General features: G+C 71.4%; 15 protein-coding genes and 2 pseudogenes. 13 read left to right on the top strand and 4 right to left on the bottom strand.

Annotated elements, in window-relative coordinates; translation table 11 throughout:
- Positions 1-90 precede the first annotated feature (90 nt).
- The 6 genes and pseudogenes from QP939_RS32085 (at position 91) to QP939_RS32060 (ending at position 6,039) form a co-directional block, all read left to right on the top strand.
- The gene (locus QP939_RS32085) at positions 91-942 is read left to right on the top strand and encodes a class I SAM-dependent methyltransferase (protein ID WP_285449950.1); all 852 of its coding nucleotides are present in this window, start codon (positions 91-93) and stop codon (positions 940-942) included.
- On the top strand, positions 939-1,850 hold the full coding sequence (locus QP939_RS32080; RefSeq protein ID WP_285449949.1) for a GNAT family N-acetyltransferase: 912 nt from the start codon (positions 939-941) through the stop codon (positions 1,848-1,850). Before QP939_RS32085 ends, QP939_RS32080 begins: the two co-directional genes overlap by 4 nt.
- 21 nt (positions 1,851-1,871) lie before the next feature.
- On the top strand, positions 1,872-2,792 hold the full coding sequence (locus QP939_RS32075; RefSeq protein WP_285449948.1) for a GNAT family N-acetyltransferase: 921 nt from the start codon (positions 1,872-1,874) through the stop codon (positions 2,790-2,792).
- Positions 2,793-2,893: 101 nt separating this feature from the next.
- Positions 2,894-3,577: an ABC transporter ATP-binding protein gene (locus QP939_RS32070; RefSeq protein ID WP_285449947.1), complete on the top strand. Its 684-nt coding sequence runs from the start codon at positions 2,894-2,896 to the stop codon at positions 3,575-3,577.
- Positions 3,574-5,469, top strand: coding sequence for a YhgE/Pip family protein (locus QP939_RS32065; protein ID WP_285449946.1), 1,896 nt, complete (start codon positions 3,574-3,576; stop codon positions 5,467-5,469). Before QP939_RS32070 ends, QP939_RS32065 begins: the two co-directional genes overlap by 4 nt.
- Positions 5,466-6,039, top strand: a pseudogene (locus QP939_RS32060) (TetR/AcrR family transcriptional regulator). The gene QP939_RS32065 and the pseudogene QP939_RS32060 overlap by 4 nt, the downstream one beginning before the upstream one ends.
- Positions 6,040-6,068: 29 nt before the next feature.
- Here the strand turns inward: QP939_RS32060 and QP939_RS32055 are convergent.
- From QP939_RS32055 to polA, 3 genes are all read right to left on the bottom strand, one after another.
- The gene (locus QP939_RS32055) at positions 6,069-7,679 is read right to left on the bottom strand and encodes a trypsin-like peptidase domain-containing protein (protein ID WP_285449945.1); all 1,611 of its coding nucleotides are present in this window, start codon (positions 7,677-7,679) and stop codon (positions 6,069-6,071) included.
- Positions 7,680-7,806: 127 nt separating this feature from the next.
- Positions 7,807-8,334, bottom strand: coding sequence for an EF-hand domain-containing protein (locus QP939_RS32050; protein ID WP_285449943.1), 528 nt, complete (start codon positions 8,332-8,334; stop codon positions 7,807-7,809).
- A 97-nt stretch (positions 8,335-8,431) separates the two neighbouring features.
- Entirely contained in the window at positions 8,432-11,173 is a 2,742-nt protein-coding gene (gene polA, locus QP939_RS32045) for a DNA polymerase I (RefSeq protein ID WP_285449942.1), read from the bottom strand.
- Between the two features lie 62 nt (positions 11,174-11,235).
- Between polA and QP939_RS32040 the strand changes: the two genes are divergently transcribed.
- Both QP939_RS32040 and QP939_RS32035 read left to right on the top strand, forming a co-directional pair.
- Positions 11,236-11,676: a hotdog fold thioesterase gene (locus tag QP939_RS32040; RefSeq protein ID WP_285449941.1), complete on the top strand. Its 441-nt coding sequence runs from the start codon at positions 11,236-11,238 to the stop codon at positions 11,674-11,676.
- A gap of 4 nt (positions 11,677-11,680) precedes the next feature.
- A complete protein-coding gene (locus QP939_RS32035) occupies positions 11,681-12,652 on the top strand; it encodes a LysR family transcriptional regulator (protein WP_285449940.1) in 972 nt (323 codons plus the stop codon).
- On the opposite strand, the gene QP939_RS32030 is transcribed toward QP939_RS32035, so the two are convergent.
- Positions 12,618-13,403, bottom strand: a complete 786-nt coding sequence (locus QP939_RS32030) for an alpha/beta hydrolase family protein (RefSeq protein ID WP_285449939.1) — start codon at positions 13,401-13,403, stop codon at positions 12,618-12,620. The genes QP939_RS32035 and QP939_RS32030 overlap by 35 nt on opposite strands.
- Before the next feature lie 588 nt (positions 13,404-13,991).
- Here QP939_RS32030 and QP939_RS32025 point away from each other — a divergent pair.
- The 5 genes and pseudogenes from QP939_RS32025 (at position 13,992) to QP939_RS32005 (ending at position 18,817) form a co-directional block, all read left to right on the top strand.
- Complete coding sequence (locus QP939_RS32025; RefSeq protein WP_285449938.1) at positions 13,992-15,146, top strand: branched-chain amino acid ABC transporter substrate-binding protein; 1,155 nt, start codon at positions 13,992-13,994, stop codon at positions 15,144-15,146.
- Between the two features lie 110 nt (positions 15,147-15,256).
- Positions 15,257-16,220: pseudogene (locus QP939_RS32020) on the top strand (branched-chain amino acid ABC transporter permease).
- The gene (locus QP939_RS32015; RefSeq protein ID WP_352247805.1) at positions 16,217-17,344 is read left to right on the top strand and encodes a branched-chain amino acid ABC transporter permease; all 1,128 of its coding nucleotides are present in this window, start codon (positions 16,217-16,219) and stop codon (positions 17,342-17,344) included. The pseudogene QP939_RS32020 and the gene QP939_RS32015 overlap by 4 nt, the downstream one beginning before the upstream one ends.
- Before the next feature lie 5 nt (positions 17,345-17,349).
- Positions 17,350-18,114, top strand: coding sequence for an ABC transporter ATP-binding protein (locus QP939_RS32010; RefSeq protein ID WP_285459897.1), 765 nt, complete (start codon positions 17,350-17,352; stop codon positions 18,112-18,114).
- On the top strand, positions 18,104-18,817 hold the full coding sequence (locus QP939_RS32005; protein ID WP_285449936.1) for an ABC transporter ATP-binding protein: 714 nt from the start codon (positions 18,104-18,106) through the stop codon (positions 18,815-18,817). The genes QP939_RS32010 and QP939_RS32005 overlap by 11 nt, the downstream gene beginning before the upstream one ends.
- Positions 18,818-18,838 lie beyond the last annotated feature (21 nt).

Raw genomic sequence — 18,838 nt, 5'->3', positions numbered from 1 at the left:
GCGGCGGCCGCTAGGGGGCACAATCAGGGTCCCCCTCGATCGCTAAGGTCCTCGCGGAAGCAAACACGCAGCGGACCGGAGACCACCATCATGCCACCGGAGGAGCCGCCCGCGCCGGGGCGCCACGACGCGGCCGAGCACCGGCTGGGCACCGCGGCCGTCGCCTACCGCGAGGTCGGGGGCGCCGAAGCGGCCGCCGCGAACCTCGCCTGGTGGGACGCCGACGCCGACGACTACCAGGCCGAACACGGCGGGTTCCTCGGCGACGCCGACTTCGTCTGGTGCCCGGAGGGCGTCCGGGAGGCCGACGCGCGGCTGCTCGGCGACGTGCGCGGCAAGCGCGTGCTGGAGGTCGGCTGCGGGCAGGCCGCGTGTTCGCGCTGGCTGGCGGCCGAGGGAGCCGACGCCGTCGCAACCGACCTGTCGGCCGGGATGCTGCGCCACGCCCGCGACGGCAACGCGCGCACCGGCCTCGACGTGCCGCTCGTCCAGGCGAACGCCGAGCACCTGCCGCTGGCGACGGGCAGCTTCGACGCGGCCTGCTCGGCCTTCGGCGCGATCCCGTTCGTAGCGTCGGTCGACGCGGTCTTCGCCGAGGTGCACCGGGTGCTGCGGCCGGGCGCGCCGTGGGTGTTCTCGGTGACCCACCCGATGCGGTGGATCTTCCCGGACGACCCCGGCCCGCTCGGGCTCACCGTCACCCAGCCCTACTTCGACCGGACCCCGTACGTCGAGGTCGACGACGAGGGCACCGCGACCTACGTCGAGTACCACCACACCCTCGGCGACTACGTGCGCGCGCTGGCCGCGGCCGGGTTCACCCTCACCGACCTGGTCGAGCCGGAGTGGCCGGCGGGGCACACGCGGGTCTGGGGCCAGTGGAGCCCGCTGCGCGGCAAGCTCTTCCCCGGCACCGCGATCTTCCGCACGCACCGCTCGTGAACCCCCTCGAAGCCCAGCAGAACGCGCGGTTCGCCGCGCTCGACCCGCAACTCCCGCCGATCGCGCCGCCGCCGTCGGCGAGCGAGCCGCTGGTCGTGACGGCCGGTGGCCGGAAGGCGGGCGGGCTGCTGACCCGTGTCGTGCACGCGCCGGGGTCGTGGCCGGCGCTGTGGGGGCCGCTGGAGATGTGGGACCTGACCGCGGTGCCCGGCGACAGCGGCCCGGCGGGTCTCGCGGCGCTGCTCGACGCGTGGCGCGAGCGAATGCGCGGGACGCCGTCGGGCGCGGACTCCGGCTGCTCGCTGGCCTGGCCGAGCCGCGACGCCGAGGCGTCCGCGGTGCTGCTGGCGCACGGGTTCGCGCCGCTGACCTGCCTGGCCGTGCGGTCACCGGAGCCGCCGGAGAACGCGGGTCCGGCCCGCGTGAGCGTCCGCCGCGCCGAAGAAAGCGACCTCGAGGCCCTGACCGAGCTGCGGCTGGCGGAGTGGCGGTACACGTCGCTGGTCGGCACGGCGGTGGCGCGGCCGGGCGCCCGGGCGCTGCTGCGCGCGGAGGTCACCCGCTCCCTGCGGTTCAGCGGCCTGATCTGGCTGGCCGAGGACGACGGCGTGCCCGCCGGCCTGGCCTCCTGCGCGCTGGTCTCGCCCGCGCCCGGCGACAGCCTCCACGGCAGGCTGCACCCGGGCCGCTGGGGCTACGTCGACACGCTGTCGGTCGCGCCCGAAGCCCGCGGCGGCGGCGTGGGCCGGGCCCTGATGGCCGTGGCCCATCGCGAGCTGGTCCGGCCGGGCGTGCGCGGTACGTTCCTCTTCTACCACCCGGCGAACCCGCTTTCGCCGGTGTTCTGGCACCGGCAGGGCTATCGTCCACTGTGGACCATGTGGATCCGGCGCCCCGCCTGGTCCTGACCGCACTCACCAGGGGAACGCATGGACATCGCCGAGCCGCTGCTCGCCGCCCACCGGGCGCGCTTCGCCGAGGTCGACGCGCTGCTGCCGCCCGCCGCGCCGCCCGCCGAGGGCGAGCGGCTGGACGCGGCGACCGCGGACGGCACCCGCGTCACCGGGGTAGTGCAGCGGCACCGGTTCGCCCCGGACGACGTCCCGCTGCTGTGGTCGGCCGCCGACACGTGGCAGCTCTTCCCGTACTTCGGCGACACCGGCACCGAGGGCGTCGACCTGCTGCTGCGCGCGCTCAAGGGCCGCCTGGAGACCGAGCCGACGGGCGAGGACTCGGCGTGCGTGGTCTTCTGGCCCAGCCGCGACGCCGAGGCGATCCGCGCGTTCCTCGACCACGGCCTGGTCCCGCTGGGCGCGCTCGGGATCCGGACCGCTCCCCCGCCCGCCGCCGGGCCCGCGGCCGCCGTCCGCCGCGCCGGGCCCGCCGACTTCGCCGCGGCGCTGGAGCTGGCCACCGCGACGTTCGACTACACCGGCCTGGTCGCCGCGCCCCGCCGGGCGAACACCGCCGACCTGCTCGCCCCGTCCCTGCGCGCGGCGCTGGCCGAGGACGAGCCACCGGTCTGGCTGGCCGAGGAGGACGGCGAGATCCGCGCACTCGCGCACTGCGCGTGGGTCGACGCGACGCCGGGCAGCGAGGCGGCCGAGCTGCTCCCGCCGGGGCGCTGGGGGTACGTGAACAACGTCGTGACGGCGCCGGGCGAGCGCGGCGGCGGGTTCGGCCGGGCGCTGATGGCCCACGTGCACCGGGAGCTGCAGCGGGGCGGCGCCACCGGCAGCTACCTCTACTACAACCCGACCAACCCGCTGTCCTCGGTGTTCTGGCACCGGCAGGGCTATCGTCCACTGTGGACGAGCTGGGAGGTGCGCCCGGCCGCGGCGCTCCGGTGAGTCACCCACGGGTGTGACGTGCGTCCGGTGATCTTGCCGCGCGGGCCCGTGGGGGCTAGTTTTTGAACTGACTGGTCAGTTCAAAAATGGCAGGAGCAGACGTGCAGGTCCGAGCCGATCGGGTGTCCCTCGAAGGACACCACGGCACCTTGTTACCGCCCACTTCGCTGACCGTCGGCGAGGGCGACCTGGCGATCGTGCACGGCGAACCCGGCGTCGGCGTCACGGCCTTCGGGCTGGCGCTGGCCGGGCGCCTGAAGCCGACCACCGGCACCGTGCACGCCGAGGGCGTCGACGCCGGGCTGCCCGAGCTCGTCGCGGTCGTCGACGCGCCCGGGGTCAGCGAGCCGGACGAAGCACTCGCCCTGCGCGTGGTCGTCGGCGAAGAGCTGGCCTTGGCGCACCGGCCGGCGGGCAAGGAGGACGTCGCCCGCTGGCTCGCCGAGCACGACGCCGCGCCCTTCGCGGGCACCCGCTTCGAAAACCTCGCCCCCGCGATGCGCACGCGGCTGCTCACCGAGCTGGCCGCGGAACGCAAGGGGGTGCGCCTGCTCGTCCTCGACACCCCCGACCGGCACACCAGCGACGTCGACAGCTGGGCCGGCCTGGCGCGCGAACAGGCCGAACGCGGCCTCGCCGTCGTCGTGCTGACCGCGACGACACCCGTTTCGGCACTGCCCTTCACCCCGGCGCGCCTCGGCGCGGCCGAGCAGCCGGAGCCGCGGCACCACGCCCCCGAACCCACCGAAGAGCTCCCCGCGAGCACTGACGGAGTCCCCGAATGAACGCCTTCCGGATCGCCCGCAACGAGCTGCGGCGCCTCTCCACCGGCACGATGCCGAAGCTCGCGCTGGCCGCGCTCGTGCTGGTGCCGCTGCTCTACGCGTCCTTCTACCTCTACGCGAACTACGACCCGTACGGCCGCCTCGACAAGCTGCCCGCCGCCGTCTACACCGCCGACACCGGCGCGAAGGACTCCGGCGGCCAGCAGCGCAACGTCGGCCGCGAGGTGACCGACGAGCTCGTCAAGTCCGGTACCTTCCAGTGGCACGAGGTGTCCGAGCAGGAGGCGCGCGAGGGCGTCCGCAACGCCAAGTACTCGTTCGCGATCGGCATCCCGAGCGGGTTCTCGCAGGCGCTGCTGTCGGTCGGCAACTTCCAGCCGCAGCAGGCGACGATCACGCTGACCACCAACGACGCCAACAACTACCTGTCCGGCACCATCGCCAAGCAGGTCGCCGAGCAGGTGCGCAAGACGATCGCGGAGAAGGTCGGCAGCGAGGCCGCGGACCGGTTCCTGGTCGGGTTCTCGACGATCTACGCCAAGATCCAGGAGGCCTCGACGGGCGCGTCGCAGCTCGCCGACGGCGCCACGCAGCTCAAGTCGGGCCAGCAGCAGCTCGCCGACGGCGCCGCGAAGCTCGCGGACGGCTCGTCGACGCTGGCGACCGGTCTCGGCACGCTCAAGAGCGCCACGGCTTCGCTGCCGTCGCAGACGCAGCAGCTCGCGGACGGCGCATCGCAGGTGGCGGCCGGGAACCAGAAGGTCGCCGACGCGGCCTCGCTCGCCGCGACGGCGTCGTCCGACATCCAGGGCAAGCTCGACGGCTACCGCACCCAGCTCGTCACGGACCTGCGCGACGCGGGCGTGCCGGAGGCCCAGGTCCAGGCGATCGTCGCCAAGGCCGACCAGCTCCGCTCCCCCGTCGACCAGGCCAACGGCAAGATCCAGCAGGCCAACGGCGACCTCGCGAAGCTGGCCGACGGCGCGCGCCAGGTGTCCGGCGGCGCGGCCAAGCTCGCGGCGGCGTCCCCGCAGCTGGCGAGCGGCATCGCGCAGGCGTCTGACGGTGCCTCGCAGCTACGCGACGGAGCGGCCCAGCTCAGCGACGGCGAGAAGACCGCGGTCAACGGGACGAACCAGCTCGCGGACGGCGCGGTGAAGCTGCGCGACGGGCTTTCGGCCGGGCTCAAGGAGATCCCGAACCCGGACGACCCGACGCGTTCGGCCACGGCCAACACGATCGCGGACCCGGTGGCGGTGAACGCCAACGGCGAGGCGTCGGCGGGGACGTACGGCGCCGGGCTCGCGCCGTTCTTCATCTCGCTGGCGACGTGGATCGGCGCGTTCGTGCTGTTCCTGCTGCTGCGGCCGTTGTCGACGCGCGCGCTGACCGCGGGCGCGGCCCCGTTCCGCGTCGCGGTGGGCGGCTGGCTGTCGTCGGCGCTGCTGGGCATCGCGCAGGTGATCGTGCTGTTCGGCGCGGTGACGTGGCTGGTCGGCATCCACATCGCGCACCCGCTGGGCGCGATCGGGTTCGCGGTGCTGGTGTCGCTGACGTTCACGGCGGTGGTGCACGCGCTCAACGCGTTCTTCGGCGCGGTCGGCAAGTTCCTCGGGCTGGTGCTGCTGGTGCTGCAGCTGGTCAGCGCGGGCGGCACTTTCCCGTGGCAGACGATCCCGGACGCGCTGTACCCGCTGCACGTGGTGCTGCCGATGGGCTACGCGATCGACGGCTTCCGCCACCTGTTCTACAGCGGGGCCACGGTCCAGATCCTCGGCGACATCGGCGTGCTGCTGGCCTACCTGGTGGGCGGGATCCTGGTGTCGACGCTGGCGGCCCGGAAGCGTCGCGTGTGGACGGTGTCCGCCCTCAAGCCCGAGCTGAGCCTGTGAGCGGCGCGACGAAGCAGAAGCTCTTCGAGGCGACACTGGAGCTTCTCGAAGAGCCGCGGCTTGGTGGGGCTGACGGTCGACGACATCGCGGCGGCGGCGGGCGTGGCCAAGGGCACGGTGTACTACAACTTCGGCTCGAAGGACGGCCTGGTCGACGCGTTGCTGCGGTACGGCGTGGACCTGCTGGCGGTCCGATTACGGTCCGCGGTCTCCGAGGCGGACCCGCTCGAGGTGATCGAGGCCCAGGTCGACACGACGCTCGAGTTCATCGCCCGGTACCCGGGGTTTTCGCAGATCCTGGTGAGCGAGCTGTGGCGGACGCCCGGCCAGTGGCACGGCACGCTTTCCTTGCTGCGCGAGGAGATCATCTCGATCGTGAAGGCCCAGCTGACGCGGCTCGACGAGGCGGGGCGGCTGCCGGAGGGGGTCGAGATCCCGACCGCGGCGGCCGGGTTGTTCGGGACGATGTTGGTGGTGGCGCTGGACTGGCAGGTGTTCGGGCCGCAGCGCACGCGGGCCGAGGTGCGGGAAGCGGTGATGGTGCTCATCCGCGGCCTCGGGCGCCGCTGACTTCCGGCTGACCGCGGGGGCGCCCCGATTCAGGCGCGGTATTCGAGCCTTGCCCGGACCGCGGCCGCGTACGTGTCGACCGCCGTGGCCGCCGCCGTCAGCTCGCACGGGCCGTCGATCAGCAACCTCTTCGCCGGTACGTACGCCTGCTCCAGCTCCGGGTCGCCCACCAAGCCGTGCTCGCGGGCCAGCTGGTTGTCCGCCGCCAGGCGGGCTCGCAGCTCCTCGCGGCGGGCCACCAGACCGTCGAGGACCGCTCGCTGGCGGCGGCCGTCCTCCACCGCCGGGGCCACCGCGTGCTCGTGACTGTCGATGTGGCGCTCCACCCACTCCGCGTCTCCGTCGACCTCCGCCGACCGGAGCTGCTTCAACGCGCCACGCAGGCGGTGCGCCCGGGCCGGGAGCATCGCGACGCCGGTGAACCGCGTCGCCACGCGCAGCTGGTACGCCTCGATCTCGGCCAGCTCCTCCACGGCCTGGGTGAGCACCTCGAGGCGGCCCGCCAGGTCGTCCGGTGCCGGGCGGGCGCCGACCGTGCTCGCCCGCACCGCCGCCACTCCCGGCGACGACTCCTCGCGGAACCCGAGCAGCAGCCGGATGCCGAGCTCGGCCGCGCGGCCCGCCAGCGGGGCCAGGACCTCGCCGACGAGCCGGTCGGGTTCGGCGGAGTCGTCGATCGCGTCGACCACCAGGGTGCGGCCCGCGACGCCGGTCGTGAGCCGGTCGGCGATGCGGTGACGGACCGCGTCCGCCGTGCGGCCCGTCGCGTCGACCGCCAAGTCGACACTGCCCGCCGGCGGCATCGGACCCAGCGTGGGCGGCAGGCCCGCCACGCCGAGGGAACGTTCGCGGTCGGCGAGGACGATGCCGAGCCGCAGCGCCGCCGCGACCGGCGAGCCCGCCTCGCCCGTGTCGACCACCCAGACCGTGCCCGGCTCGGCTTTCGCGAACCAGTCGGCGACGCGCTGCACGAACGAGACGTCGACGGCTTCGCCGACGGGGCGGGAGAAACTCGCGTCGACCGCGGGGCTGCCCGACGTCCAGATGCTCAGCTGGGGCAGGTGGCCGAGCATCGTCTCGACCGGCACCATCCACGTGCCGGTGTCCTTGCCGACGACCACGCCGACGACGTGCCCGGTCGCCTCGTCGAGCACGGCCGTGCCGCCGAAGCCGGGGCCCAGCGGCTCGGCTTCGGCCGTGCGGAACAACCGGACCCACTCGCCACCCAGCCCGCCGGGCTGCTCGGGGCCGCCGAGGCGCGCGTGCGTCCAGCGGCCGACCGAGCCGGGCGGGAAGCCGAAGGCGCGCACGAGCTGGTGCTCCCCCAACGGCATGCGGTGCAGCGGCGCGCGGAAAACGCGGGATTCGGGGCGCTCCAGGCGCAGCAGGGCGAGATCGCCGCGGCCGCCGCCGTCCGACGGAACCCAGCACCCCTCGACGACGGTCGCCGAGCCGGGCAACGCCTCGGCCAATCCGACGAAGTCGACGCTCAGCGCGGACCGCGGTCCCCCGGCGGCTTCGACGACGTGCGCGCTGGTGAGGACGTGGTACTCGTCCAGCACCGTGCCCGCGCCGCACACCCGGCCGAGTTCGTCGTGCAGCCGGACTCGCCAGCGTCGTCGCTCACGCTCGAACCCCATTCGGCGGACCCTACGCCGTGATCGCTCCCGCCGGGGCGGCGACCTCCCTACCCAGCGGTAATACCTCACCCGAACGGAGTCCTCCGTTCGTCGCAATGCCACGGGATCGGTGTCCGCGTGAGTGTTTTCAGACCCGGCCGAAGACCCAGCTGCCGGGCGCCGCCGGGTCGTCGCCCGCCCAGAACTCGAACCAGTGGCGGGCGAACTCCTCGCGGGACAGGCTTCCGTCGCCGTCGAGGTCCAGGTGCGCGAACACCTCGTCCGTCGAGGTTCCCGTGCCGCTCCAGGCTTCGATCATCTGGTGGTACTCGGCCGCGGAGATGGCGCCGTCGCCGTTTTCGTCCACCGCCTCGAACATCGCGTCGGCCGTCCCCGTGACGGCGCCGGGCATCTTCGGCAGCTCGTCGACAACGCGCAGGACCTCGTCGAGGCTGACCCGGCCGCCGTTTCCGGCGGCGTCGTCGAGGGTGCCCCACCAGCCCATCATGATGGCGGCGAGCCGTTCGCCCTCCGGTGTGCTGGTGTCCGTGCCGCGCAGGGCGAGCCATCTCGACGTGAGCGCCCGGAAATCGGACTCCGTCAACAGCCCGTCGCGGTCGGCGTCCATCGCCCCGAAGATGCCGGAGATCTTGCGTCGCTGGAAGTCAGTGGCCATGGACGCCAGCCTCGTCCCGGCGACCGGTACCCCACGACGGCCGCCCGGGTGCTCCCGCGCCACGACCCGGTGATCCGGGCCGTGGCGCAGCGTGAACTCAGTGCGCGGCTTCGTTCCAGGACCGGCCGTAGCCGACCGAAACCTCCAGCGGCACCGCCAGGTCGTAGGCCGAGCCCATGCCGTGGCGCACCAGCTTCTCCAGCTGCTCCCGCTCGCCGTCGGCGACCTCGAGCACGAGCTCGTCGTGGACCTGCAGCAGGATCCGGCTCTTCAGCTTCGCCGCGACCAGCTCGCGGTGGACGTTCAGCATCGCCACCTTGATGATGTCGGCCGCGCTGCCCTGGATCGGGGCGTTGAGCGCCATCCGCTCGGCCATCTCGCGGCGCTGGCGGTTGTCGCTGTTGAGGTCCGGCAGGTACCGGCGGCGGCCGAAGATCGTCTCCGTGTACCCGCACTTCGCCGCTTCGCCGACCACGGAGTGGAGGTAGTCGCGTACGCCGCCGAAGCGGGCGAAGTACGCCTCCATCTGCGACTTGGCGTCCTCGGTCGAAATCCGCAGCTGCTGCGAAAGCCCGTACGCCGACAACCCGTACGCGAGGCCGTACGACATCGCCTTGACGCGGTAGCGCAGCTCCGGCGTGATCTCCTCCGGCGGCAGCGAGAACGCGCGCGACGCGACGAACGTGTGCAGGTCCTCGCCGCTGTTGAACGCCTCGATGAGGCCCTCGTCCTGCGACAGGTGCGCCATGATCCGCATCTCGATCTGGCTGTAGTCCGCGGTCATCAGCTCGCTGTAGCCCTCGCCGACGACGAAGGCGTCGCGGATGCGGCGGCCTTCCTCGGTGCGGACCGGGATGTTCTGCAGGTTCGGCTCGGTCGACGACAGCCGCCCGGTGGCCGCGATCGTCTGCAGCAGCGTCGTGTGGATGCGGCCGTCGTCGGCGACGGACTTGATCAGCCCCTCGACCGTGGTGCGCAGCTTCGTCGCGTCCCGGTGCTCCAGCATGTGCTGCAGGAACGGGTGCTCGGTCTTCTCGAACAGGCCCTGCAGCGCTTCGGCGTCAGTGGTGTAGCCCGTCTTGGTGCGCTTGGTCTTCGGCATGCCGAGCTCGTCGAACAGCACGACCTGCAGCTGCTTCGGCGAGCCGAGGTTGATCTGCTTGCCGATCACCGCGTACGCCTCTTCGGCGGCCTGCGTGACGCGCGAAAGGTAGTGCGCCTCCAGCGAAGTCAGCTGCTCGAGGTCGACGGCGACGCCGGCGATCTCCACCTCGGTGATGACCTCCAGGAGCGGCAGTTCCAGCTCGGCGAGCAGCTTCGCGCCGCCGATCTGCTCCAGCTCCTTCTCGAGCGCGCCGGCCAGCTCGAAGATCGCGCGGGCCTTGACCAGCTCCTCCTGGATCTCCTTCTGCTCCAGGCCTTCGGCGCCGCCGTCGAGCAGGGACAGCTGGCCGTCGCCGCCGTCGGTCTCGGACCGCAGCTCGCGGTGCAGGTAGCGCAGCGCGAGGTCGTCCAGCTCGAAGGTGCGCTGCCCGGGGCGGACCAGGTACGCGGCCAGCGCGGTGTCCATGGCCAGCCCGGACAGCACCCAGCCGCGGGAGCGGATCGCGTGCAGCGGGACCTTGAGGTCGTGGCCGGTCTTGCGGATCTCCGGGTCGGCGAGCCACGCGGCGAGCGCGGCGTCGTCCGCCTCGTCCATCGCCGTCACGTCGACATACGCGCCTTCGCCGTCCGCCGTCGCGAAGGCGACCGCGCGCAGGTCGGACCGGACCGACGCGCCGACCGTGCGGAAGGCCAGCGCCACCGGCGCGCCCTTCCCCGCGTGCGCCGAGAGCCACGCCCCGAGCGCGCCGGGCGCGACCGCGGACCCCGAGACCTCGAAGCCTTCGTCGGCCTCCGGCTCGGCGCTCTGCAGCGTCGCGAACAGGCGATCACGCAGGACGCGGAACTCCAGCTCGTCGAACAGCGCGTGCACCGCCTCGCGGTCCCACGGGCGCAGCTCGAGCCCCGACGGCGCGACGTCCAGCTCGACGTCGCGGATCAGCTCGGTGAGCTGCCGGTTCAGGGTGACGGCGCTCAGGTGGGCCCGCAGCGCGTCGCCGACCTTGCCCTTCACCTCGTCGACCCGGTCGATCAGGTCGTCGAGCGAGCCGAACTGCCGGATCCACTTCGCGGCCGTCTTCTCGCCGACGCCGGGGATGCTCGGCAGGTTGTCGGACGGGTCGCCACGCAGCGCCGCGAAGTCCGGGTACTGGCGCGGGGTGAGGCCGTACTTCTCCTCGACGGCGTCCGGGGTGAACCGGGTCATCTCCGAGACGCCGCGCTTCGGGTAGAGCACCGTGACCTGCTCGGTGACCAGCTGCAGCGCGTCGCGGTCGCCCGTACAGATGAGGACGTCGAAGCCGTCGGCCGTCGCCTGGGTCGTGAGCGTGGCGATGATGTCGTCGGCTTCGAAGTTCTCCTTCGTCAGCGACGGGATGCCGAGCACGTTCAGCACGTCCTTGACCAGGTCGACCTGGCCGCGGAACTCGTCGGGCGTCGTGCTGCGGTTGGCCTTGTAGTCCGCGTACGTCTCCGAGCGGAACGTCTTGCGCGAGAGGTCGAACGCCACCGCCAGGTGGGTCGGCGCTTCGTCGCGCAGGAGGTTGATGAGCATCGAGGTGAACCCGAAGACGGCGTTGGTGACCTGCCCGGTCTTCGTCTTGAAGTTCTCGGCGGGCAAGGCGAAGAACGCGCGGTAGGCCATCGAATGGCCGTCGATCAGCAGCAGCTTCGGCCGCTCCGCGGTGGCGGTGGTTCCTGTGGCGTTGGCAACGGTCGTCTTCTCACTCGGGCTCACGGGGCCGAGTCTAGGCTGAGGGTCCGACACTCTTACGTGTCGCATAGGAAGAGGAGCGTTGCGTGACCGAAGGTGCCGTCCCCATCGACGTGGACCGGCTGTCCGGCATCGACCCGGCGGCCGCCGACCAGCAGCTGAACGACAAGGTCGGGATGCAGCTCATCGAAGCGACGGCCGAACGCGTGATCGGCACGATCCCGGTCGAGGGCAACCTCCAGCCGTACGGGCTGCTGCACGGCGGCGCGAACGCCGTGCTCGCCGAGGCGCTGGGCTCGACGGTCGCCGCGCTCAACGCCGGCCCCGGCCGCGCGGCGATGGGGCTGGAGCTGTCCTGCACCCACCACCGCGCCGTGCGCACGGGCAAGGTGACCGGGGTGGCGACCCCGCTGCACGTCGGCCGCGGCACCATCACCGCGGAGATCGTGCTGACCGACGACGAGGGCAGGCGCACCTGCACCGCCCGGCTCACCTGCGTGGTCCGGGACCGCCCGCCGGGCTCCTGAGCCGGTGGACCTCGACATCGCCCAGGTGCGGGCGTTCGTGGTGACCGCGCGGGAGCGCCACTTCGGGCGCGCCGCCCAGTCGCTGTTCCTCACCCAGCAGGCGCTGTCGAAACGGATCCGGAAGCTCGAAGACGCTCTCGCGACGCCGCTGTTCCTGCGCACGCCCCGTTCGGTCGAGCTGACCGCCGACGGCGAGCGCTTCCTCCCGCACGCGCGAGAGCTGCTGCGGGTGGCCGACGCCGCGGTGGCCGCGATGGGCGCCGACGACCGGCCGCTGCGCCTCGACGTCGTCGACTACCGGCTCGCCCCGATCTCGCTGCTGCGCCGCCTCGCCGCGCGGGAACCGGCGCTGAAGATCGACCGGGTCGCCGGCGGCGCGTTCGCCAACGCCGTCGGGCCGCTGCTGTCCGGGGAGCTCGACGCCGCCATCGGCAGGGTCAACGGGTCCGGCGCGCCGCTGCCGGACGAGCTGGAACACCGCGTCGTCCGGCTCGAACCGCTGGTCGCGTTGCTCGCCCCGGAACACCCGCTGGCCGCGGCGGACGTCATCCGGCTCGCCGACCTGCGCGCCGAGGGCATCTGGCTGCCCGGCCTGCGCGGCCCCGCCGAATGGCTGTCCTACCTGCGAGAACTGTGCGAGCGGTTCGACGTGCCGATCGACGACTCCGGCGTCAGCTACGACCTGCGGCACACGCTGGAGCAGACGCGGTACGGCACCCAGCGCGTCACGCTCGCGGGCGCCGACATGGAACTCGCGCCGGACCTGAACCTGAAGGTGCTGCCGTTCGAGCCGTCGCCGCTGTTCCCGTGGTCGCTGGTCTGGCGGCGCGGCAAGGCACATCCGGCGTTGCGGCGGCTGCTGGCGCTGGCCGGGCGCACCAGCCGCGAGGAGGACTGGTGCGCCTACGACCCGGCGCACGCCTGGCTGCCCGACGACGACCTCAGCCTCGCAGCCGTCGCGCGAACCACTCGCTGAACGCGGCGTCGACGCGGACCGCGTCCGGCGTCCCCGGGGGCAGTTCGTGCGCCATGCTCTCGACCGTCACCAGCTCGGCCCGGTCGCCGAGCCGCGCGGCCAGCGCCGCCGCCGGTTCCCGGATCGCGATGTCGTCGTCGGAGCCGACGACCAGCAGCAGCGGTGCCGTCAACTCCGCGGCCCGGGCCACGAAGTCCAGCCGCGCCGCCGCCGCGCGCGACCGCTCGCTCCACGAGTACGTGACAGCGAAGCGGCGCTCGTTGGCCGCGATCAGCGGGGCCAGCTGGACGACCGGGCTGACCACCGCGCCTGCCGCGATCGGGGCGTCGCCGCGAGCGAGCACCTCCAGCGCCACCGCCGCGCCCGCCGACCCGCCGAACACGCCGAGCGGGCCGTCCGCGCCCAGCCGCTCGCGCAGTTCGGCGACCGCCGCCGGGAACTCATCCGCCGCCTGCGCGGTGACCGGGGCGTAGATGTTGAGGACGGCGTCCTCGCTCGCGCGGCGGAAGACCTCGTCGTAACCGCCCTCGGGCAACCGTGTCCCGCTGAGCGGGAGCCCGAAATACACCCGCCACGCGGTCAGCTCGGCCATCGGCAGCGCGGCGGCCATCGCCCGCTCACTGGCCGGGGCGTCCATCAGGTGCCACCCGGCCACGACTCCCGCCGACGCCGCCTCTTCGCCGGGCGGCACCGCCACGAACGGCACGCCCGCCGCGACGCCCTCGACCACTTCGCGCTCCGCGATCCGCATCCTGCTCTCCCTGTCTCTCGGCTGCTCCCAGCCAACCGCCGGGGAGCCGGGCGGGTCCAACAGCCGTTCCGGCGGCCACGACAACCGATGGTTGTGGCACCGGTTCCCCGGGAGACGGACTTTCGGGCAGACCTGCGCGACCCGGCCGCGGACGAGCACGCACCGCGGGCACCGACACGCCGTACCCGGGGGTGGTCCGTCCGGCCGCCGAAACCGGACGTAAGGTGCATCCCTACGGCGGTGCCCCGCCCGCCGTGCGCGCGCCAGGGTGAACCCCGGAAACCGCCCACACACCCGCCGGTGAAATGGGCCATGACATACCGGGGAAACACACCTGTCACCCATTCGCAGAACGAGCGCCGATACTTAGCATCGCTGCGTGACCAGCGCGGCCGTCCGAGCGAAACGTCGTTCGCCTTTTCGTGCAATTCGTGTCGGTTGCGATCGTCACGATGTGGACACAGAGTAGTGAGGCCGCCTGTGCACATGACGGGCGAGAGGGATATCTTCCTGCCCTAACCTAGCCCCTGTGTCGGGGGCAACGCCTACCGGCGGCTGGTTGGTCATGGGAGGTAGTCGGTGTCAGGAGTGCGTTTTGGACGGGTTCTCGCCCTCGCAGCGGCGACGTCGCTCGCGCTGGCGGGCTGCGCCGGTGGCGGCTCGTCCAGCAACAGTGGTGACGGCAGCACGCTGAAGATCGGGTTCATGGGCGACCTGACCGGGGAGAACTCCGGGATCGTGATCCCGCCCAACAACGGCGCCAAGCTCGCCATCGACGAGTACAACGCCACGAACCCCAAGGTCAAGCTCGAGCTGAAGAACTACGACAGCCAGGGCAAGCCGGAGCAGGCCACCTCGCTGGTCCAGACCGCGATCGGGACGGACAAGATCACGGCCCTGATCGGCCCCGCGTTCTCCGGTGAGTCGAAGGCCGTCGGCGGTGTCCTCGAGCAGGGCAAGATCCCGAGCGTGTCGCCGTCGGCGACCAACCCGGGTCTGGCGAACAACGGCTGGAAGTACTGGCACCGCGTCGTCGCGAACGACAACGACCAGGGCCCGGCCATCGCGAACTTCCTCATCACGGCGAAGTCGCCGAAGAACGCGTACGTCATCTCGGACGACCAGGAGTACAGCGTCGGCCTGGCGGACGCCTTCGAGAAGACCTTCAAGGACAAGGGCATCACGACCGAGCGCGACAAGTTCGCCAAGGACGCGTCGGACTACTCGTCCACGGTCCAGAAGGTCAAGGCCGCGAACCCGGACGTCATCGCGTTCGGTGGCTACTACGCCCAGGGCGGCCGGCTGCTCAAGCAGCTCCGCGACGGTGGCGTGAAGGCGATCTTCGCGACCGGTGACGGTTCGCTCGACCCGCAGCTGGTCTCCGGTGCGGGTGCCGCGGCCGCCGAAGGCGCCGTCATCGGCTGCCCGTGCAACATCCCCGACGCGGGCGCGCAGAACGAGTTCGCCACGAAGTACAAGGCCAAGTTCAACGTCGACCCGGCGATCTACGCGACCGAGGGCTACGACGCCGCGACCGCCATCATCAACGCGGTCAAGGCCGGCAACACCACCGGCGAGAAGATCAACGAATTCCTCAAGACCGAGGACTTCAAGGGCGCGTCGAAGCAGGTCAAGTTCAAGGAGAACGGCGAGCCGCAGACCAACGCGATCTACGTGTACCAGGTCGTCGGCGGGGTCATCAAGAACCTCGGCGCGTCGACCGAGGCCAAGATCAACGGCTGACGGAGCTAGACACACCTAACGGGAGCGGGGGCGCTGTGGACGACCACAGCACCTCCGCTCCCCGCCAATGTGGCGACCATCCTCGCCCCGTCAGGTAAGGCAACTACGTCATGTTCCAAGATCTGCAGAGCCAGTTTCTGGGCAGCACCATCGGCGGCCTGGTAGCCGGCTCCATCTACGCCCTCATCGCCCTCGGCTACACGATGGTCTACGGCGTGCTGCGGCTGATCAACTTCGCTCACTCCGAAATCTTCATGATCGGGACGATGACGTCCCTGTTCATCCTCGTCACGATCGCGCCCTCGGCGCCGTTCACGATCTTCTCGATGATCGGCATCCTGCTCCTGCTGATCGTGGCGTCCGCGCTGGTCTCCGGCGGGTCGGCGATCGCGCTCGAACAGCTCGCCTACCGGCCGCTGCGCAAGAAGGGCGCGACCCGGCTCGCGGCCCTGATCTCGGCGATCGGCGCCTCGCTGTTCCTGCAGGAGGCCTTCGGCCTCAGGATCATCCCCTGGCTGTTCGACAAGCCGGGCCGCGTCCAGCAGTCCGCGCCGCGGTTCGTCCCGCACGAGGAGCTGTTCCGGATCGGCAACGGCGTCGTGCGCACCGACCACGTCTTCGTCATCGTCGGCGCGGTCATCGTGATGGTCGTGCTGGACCAGCTGGTCAGCCGGACCCGGATCGGCCGCGGTATCCGCGCCACGGCGCAGGACCCCGAAGCCGCCGTGCTGATGGGTGTCAGCATCGACCGGATCGTCCGCATCACGTTCCTGCTCGGCGGGGCCATGGCCGGTGTCGCGGCCGCCCTGTTCGTCATGGAGTACGAGAACACCGACTACCGCATCGGCTTCCTGCTCGGCATCAAGGCGTTCACCGCCGCGGTGCTCGGCGGCATCGGCAACCTGCGCGGCGCCCTGCTCGGCGGCATCGTGCTCGGCCTGGTCGAGAACTGGAAGCTCGATCTTCCTCGGCTCGGCCTGGAAGGACGTCACCGCGTTCGTCGTCCTGGTGCTGGTCCTGATGTTCCGGCCCACCGGCATCCTCGGTGAATCGCTGCAGCGGGCACGCGCATGAAGGGCGAAGAAGTGGCTACCAGCAACGGAAAGCCCGCACGCGGTGGGTTCCACCCCATCGACGGGATGCGGGACTGGTGGGCGGACGCCCCGCAGTGGCAGCGTTACGGCCTCTACCTCGCCCTGATCGTGTTCGCGCTGATCCTGCCCGCCCCGTGGATCGGGGCGTTCATGTCGCCGGACTCGGACTGGACGACGGTGCTGATCTTCCCGGTCGGCACGTACATCCTGCTCGCCGTCGGCCTCAACATCGTCGTCGGTCACGCCGGCCTGCTCGACCTCGGTTTCGTCGCGTTCTTCGCGATCGGCGCCTACACCTGGGCCTCGATCGGGACGACGTACGGCTGGTCGTTCTGGCCGACGGTGGTGCTCGGCATCTTCCTGGCCTCGGTGTCAGGCGTCATCCTCGGCGCCCCGACCCTGCGGCTCCGGGGTGACTACCTGGCGATCGTCACCCTGGGCTTCGGGGAGATCGTCCGGATCACCGCGAACAACACCGACGCCATCGGCGGGGCCCGCGGCATCACCAACGTGCCGCACCCGGAGCCGATCTTCGGGGTCGAGTTCTTCCTCGACCCGGCGCCGTACTACTACCTGATGCTGTTCGCGATCGTGCTGGTCATCACCTTCTCGGTGCGGCTGGCCAAGAGCCGCGTCGGACGGGCGTGGGCGGCGATCCGCGAGGACGAGGACGCGGCTGAGCTCATGGGCGTGCCGACGTTCAAGTTCAAGCTGCTCGCCTTCGCGATCGGCGCGATGATCGGTGGTTTCGCCGGCACGATCTACGCCAGCAAGGCCGTGTTCATCGAGCCGAACAACTTCCCGTTCATCCTGTCCGCGACCATCCTGGCCGCGGTCGTGCTCGGCGGCTCCGGCAACCTGCCCGGCGTCATCATCGGCGCGTTCGTGATCGCGTGGCTGCCCGAGCGGTTCCGGTTCCTGTCCGAGTACCGCATCCTCATCTTCGGCTTCGTGCTGGTCCTGATGATGGCCCTGCGGCCGGAAGGCCTGCTGCCGTCCCGGCAGCGCAAGGCCGAACTACGGGAAGGAACCGGCGGCATGGGCACCATGGGCGCCGAGGTGGCCGGTCCGGACTCCGAGGCATCGGCGGAGGTCGCCAAGTGAACACCATGCTCGAGATCGACAACGTGACCATGCGCTTCGGCGGCGTGACCGCCCTGCGCGAAGTCAACATCAGCATCAACCAGGGTGAGATCTTCGCCCTGATCGGGCCGAACGGCGCGGGCAAAACGACGGTGTTCAACGTGATCACCGGCGTCTACCACCCGACCGAGGGCCAGGTCCGCTTCGACGGCGACCGCATCGACGGGATGAAGCGCTTCAAGGTCACCAAGCGCGGCATCGCCCGGACGTTCCAGAACATCCGGCTGTTCCACAACATGACGGCGCTGGAGAACGTCATGGTCGGCGTCGACGCGCACCACAAGACGGGCGCGATCGGCGCGGTGCTCGGCCTGCCGTGGCACCGCAAGGAAGAGAAGCACGGCCGTGAGATGGCCCGTGAGCTGCTCGACTTCGTCGGCATCGGCCGGGTCGAGCACAACGTCGCGAAGAACCTCTCCTACGGCGACCAGCGCCGGCTGGAGATCGCGCGGGCGCTGGCCACGGACCCGAAGCTGCTGCTGCTCGACGAGCCGGCCGCGGGCATGAACCCGGCGGAGAAGAACGCCCTGCAGGCGCTGATCCGCAAGATCCGGGACGACGGCCGCACGGTGCTGCTCATCGAGCACGACATGGGCCTGGTCATGCACATCAGCGACCGGCTGGCGGTGCTCGACTTCGGGCAGAAGATCGCGGAAGGGCTCCCCCACGAGGTGCAGAACAACCAGAAGGTGATCGAGGCGTACCTGGGGGTGTCCGAAGATGCTTCTTGAGGTCGAGGACATCAACGTCCACTACGGCAAGATCGCGGCCCTGAAGGGCATGAGCATCCAGGTCGACGAGGGCGAGATCGTGTCGCTGATCGGGGCCAACGGCGCCGGCAAGACCACGACGCTCAAGACGATCTCCGGGCTGCGGCCGCTGACCAGCGGCCGGATCCTGTTCAACGGCCAGGACATCTCGAGGACCCCGGGGCACAAGCGCGTGCTGCTCGGGATCGGCCAGTCGCCGGAAGGCCGGGGCGTGTTCCCCGGCATGACGGTGCAGGAGAACCTCCTGATGGGTGCCTACACCCGCAAGGACGACCTCAAGGCCGACCTCGACGAGGTCTACGAACTGTTCCCCCGGCTCGCGGAGCGGAAGTCGCAGTTCGGCGGCACCATGTCCGGCGGTGAGCAGCAGATGATCGCCATCGGCCGCGCGCTGATGACGAAGCCGAAGGTGCTGCTGCTCGACGAGCCGTCGATGGGCCTGGCGCCGATGCTGATCGCGCAGATCTTCGACATCATCCGCGAGATCAACAAGCGCGGGACGACGGTGCTGCTGGTGGAGCAGAACGCCCAGCAGGCGCTGAAGCTGTCGGACCGGGCGTACGTGCTCGAAACGGGCCGCGTGGTGCAGAGTGCCCGCGGCGCCGACCTGCTGAACGACCCGAAGGTGCGGGCCGCCTACCTCGGTGGCGACCTCGGCGTCTGAGTTGCTGTGTTGGAAGGGGCC

Source organism: Amycolatopsis nalaikhensis (assembly GCF_030264295.1).
Classification (GTDB): Bacteria; Actinomycetota; Actinomycetes; order Mycobacteriales; family Pseudonocardiaceae; genus Amycolatopsis; species Amycolatopsis nalaikhensis.
This window is presented reverse-complemented; position numbering and strand designations above follow the sequence as displayed.

Bases quoted from the DNA above. Each gene is read 5' to 3' on its own strand.
- QP939_RS32015 (WP_352247805.1), top strand. From the start codon at position 16,217: ATGAAGGGCGAAGAAGTGGCTACCAGCAACGGAAAGCCCGCACGCGGT.
- QP939_RS32050 (WP_285449943.1), bottom strand. From the start codon at position 8,334: ATGGCCACTGACTTCCAGCGACGCAAGATCTCCGGCATCTTCGGGGCG.
- QP939_RS32075 (WP_285449948.1), top strand. From the start codon at position 1,872: ATGGACATCGCCGAGCCGCTGCTCGCCGCCCACCGGGCGCGCTTCGCC.
- QP939_RS32030 (WP_285449939.1), bottom strand. From the start codon at position 13,403: ATGCGGATCGCGGAGCGCGAAGTGGTCGAGGGCGTCGCGGCGGGCGTG.
- QP939_RS32085 (WP_285449950.1), top strand. From the start codon at position 91: ATGCCACCGGAGGAGCCGCCCGCGCCGGGGCGCCACGACGCGGCCGAG.
- QP939_RS32010 (WP_285459897.1), top strand. From the start codon at position 17,350: ATGCTCGAGATCGACAACGTGACCATGCGCTTCGGCGGCGTGACCGCC.
- QP939_RS32055 (WP_285449945.1), bottom strand. From the start codon at position 7,679: ATGGGGTTCGAGCGTGAGCGACGACGCTGGCGAGTCCGGCTGCACGAC.
- QP939_RS32065 (WP_285449946.1), top strand. From the start codon at position 3,574: ATGAACGCCTTCCGGATCGCCCGCAACGAGCTGCGGCGCCTCTCCACC.
- QP939_RS32005 (WP_285449936.1), top strand. From the start codon at position 18,104: ATGCTTCTTGAGGTCGAGGACATCAACGTCCACTACGGCAAGATCGCG.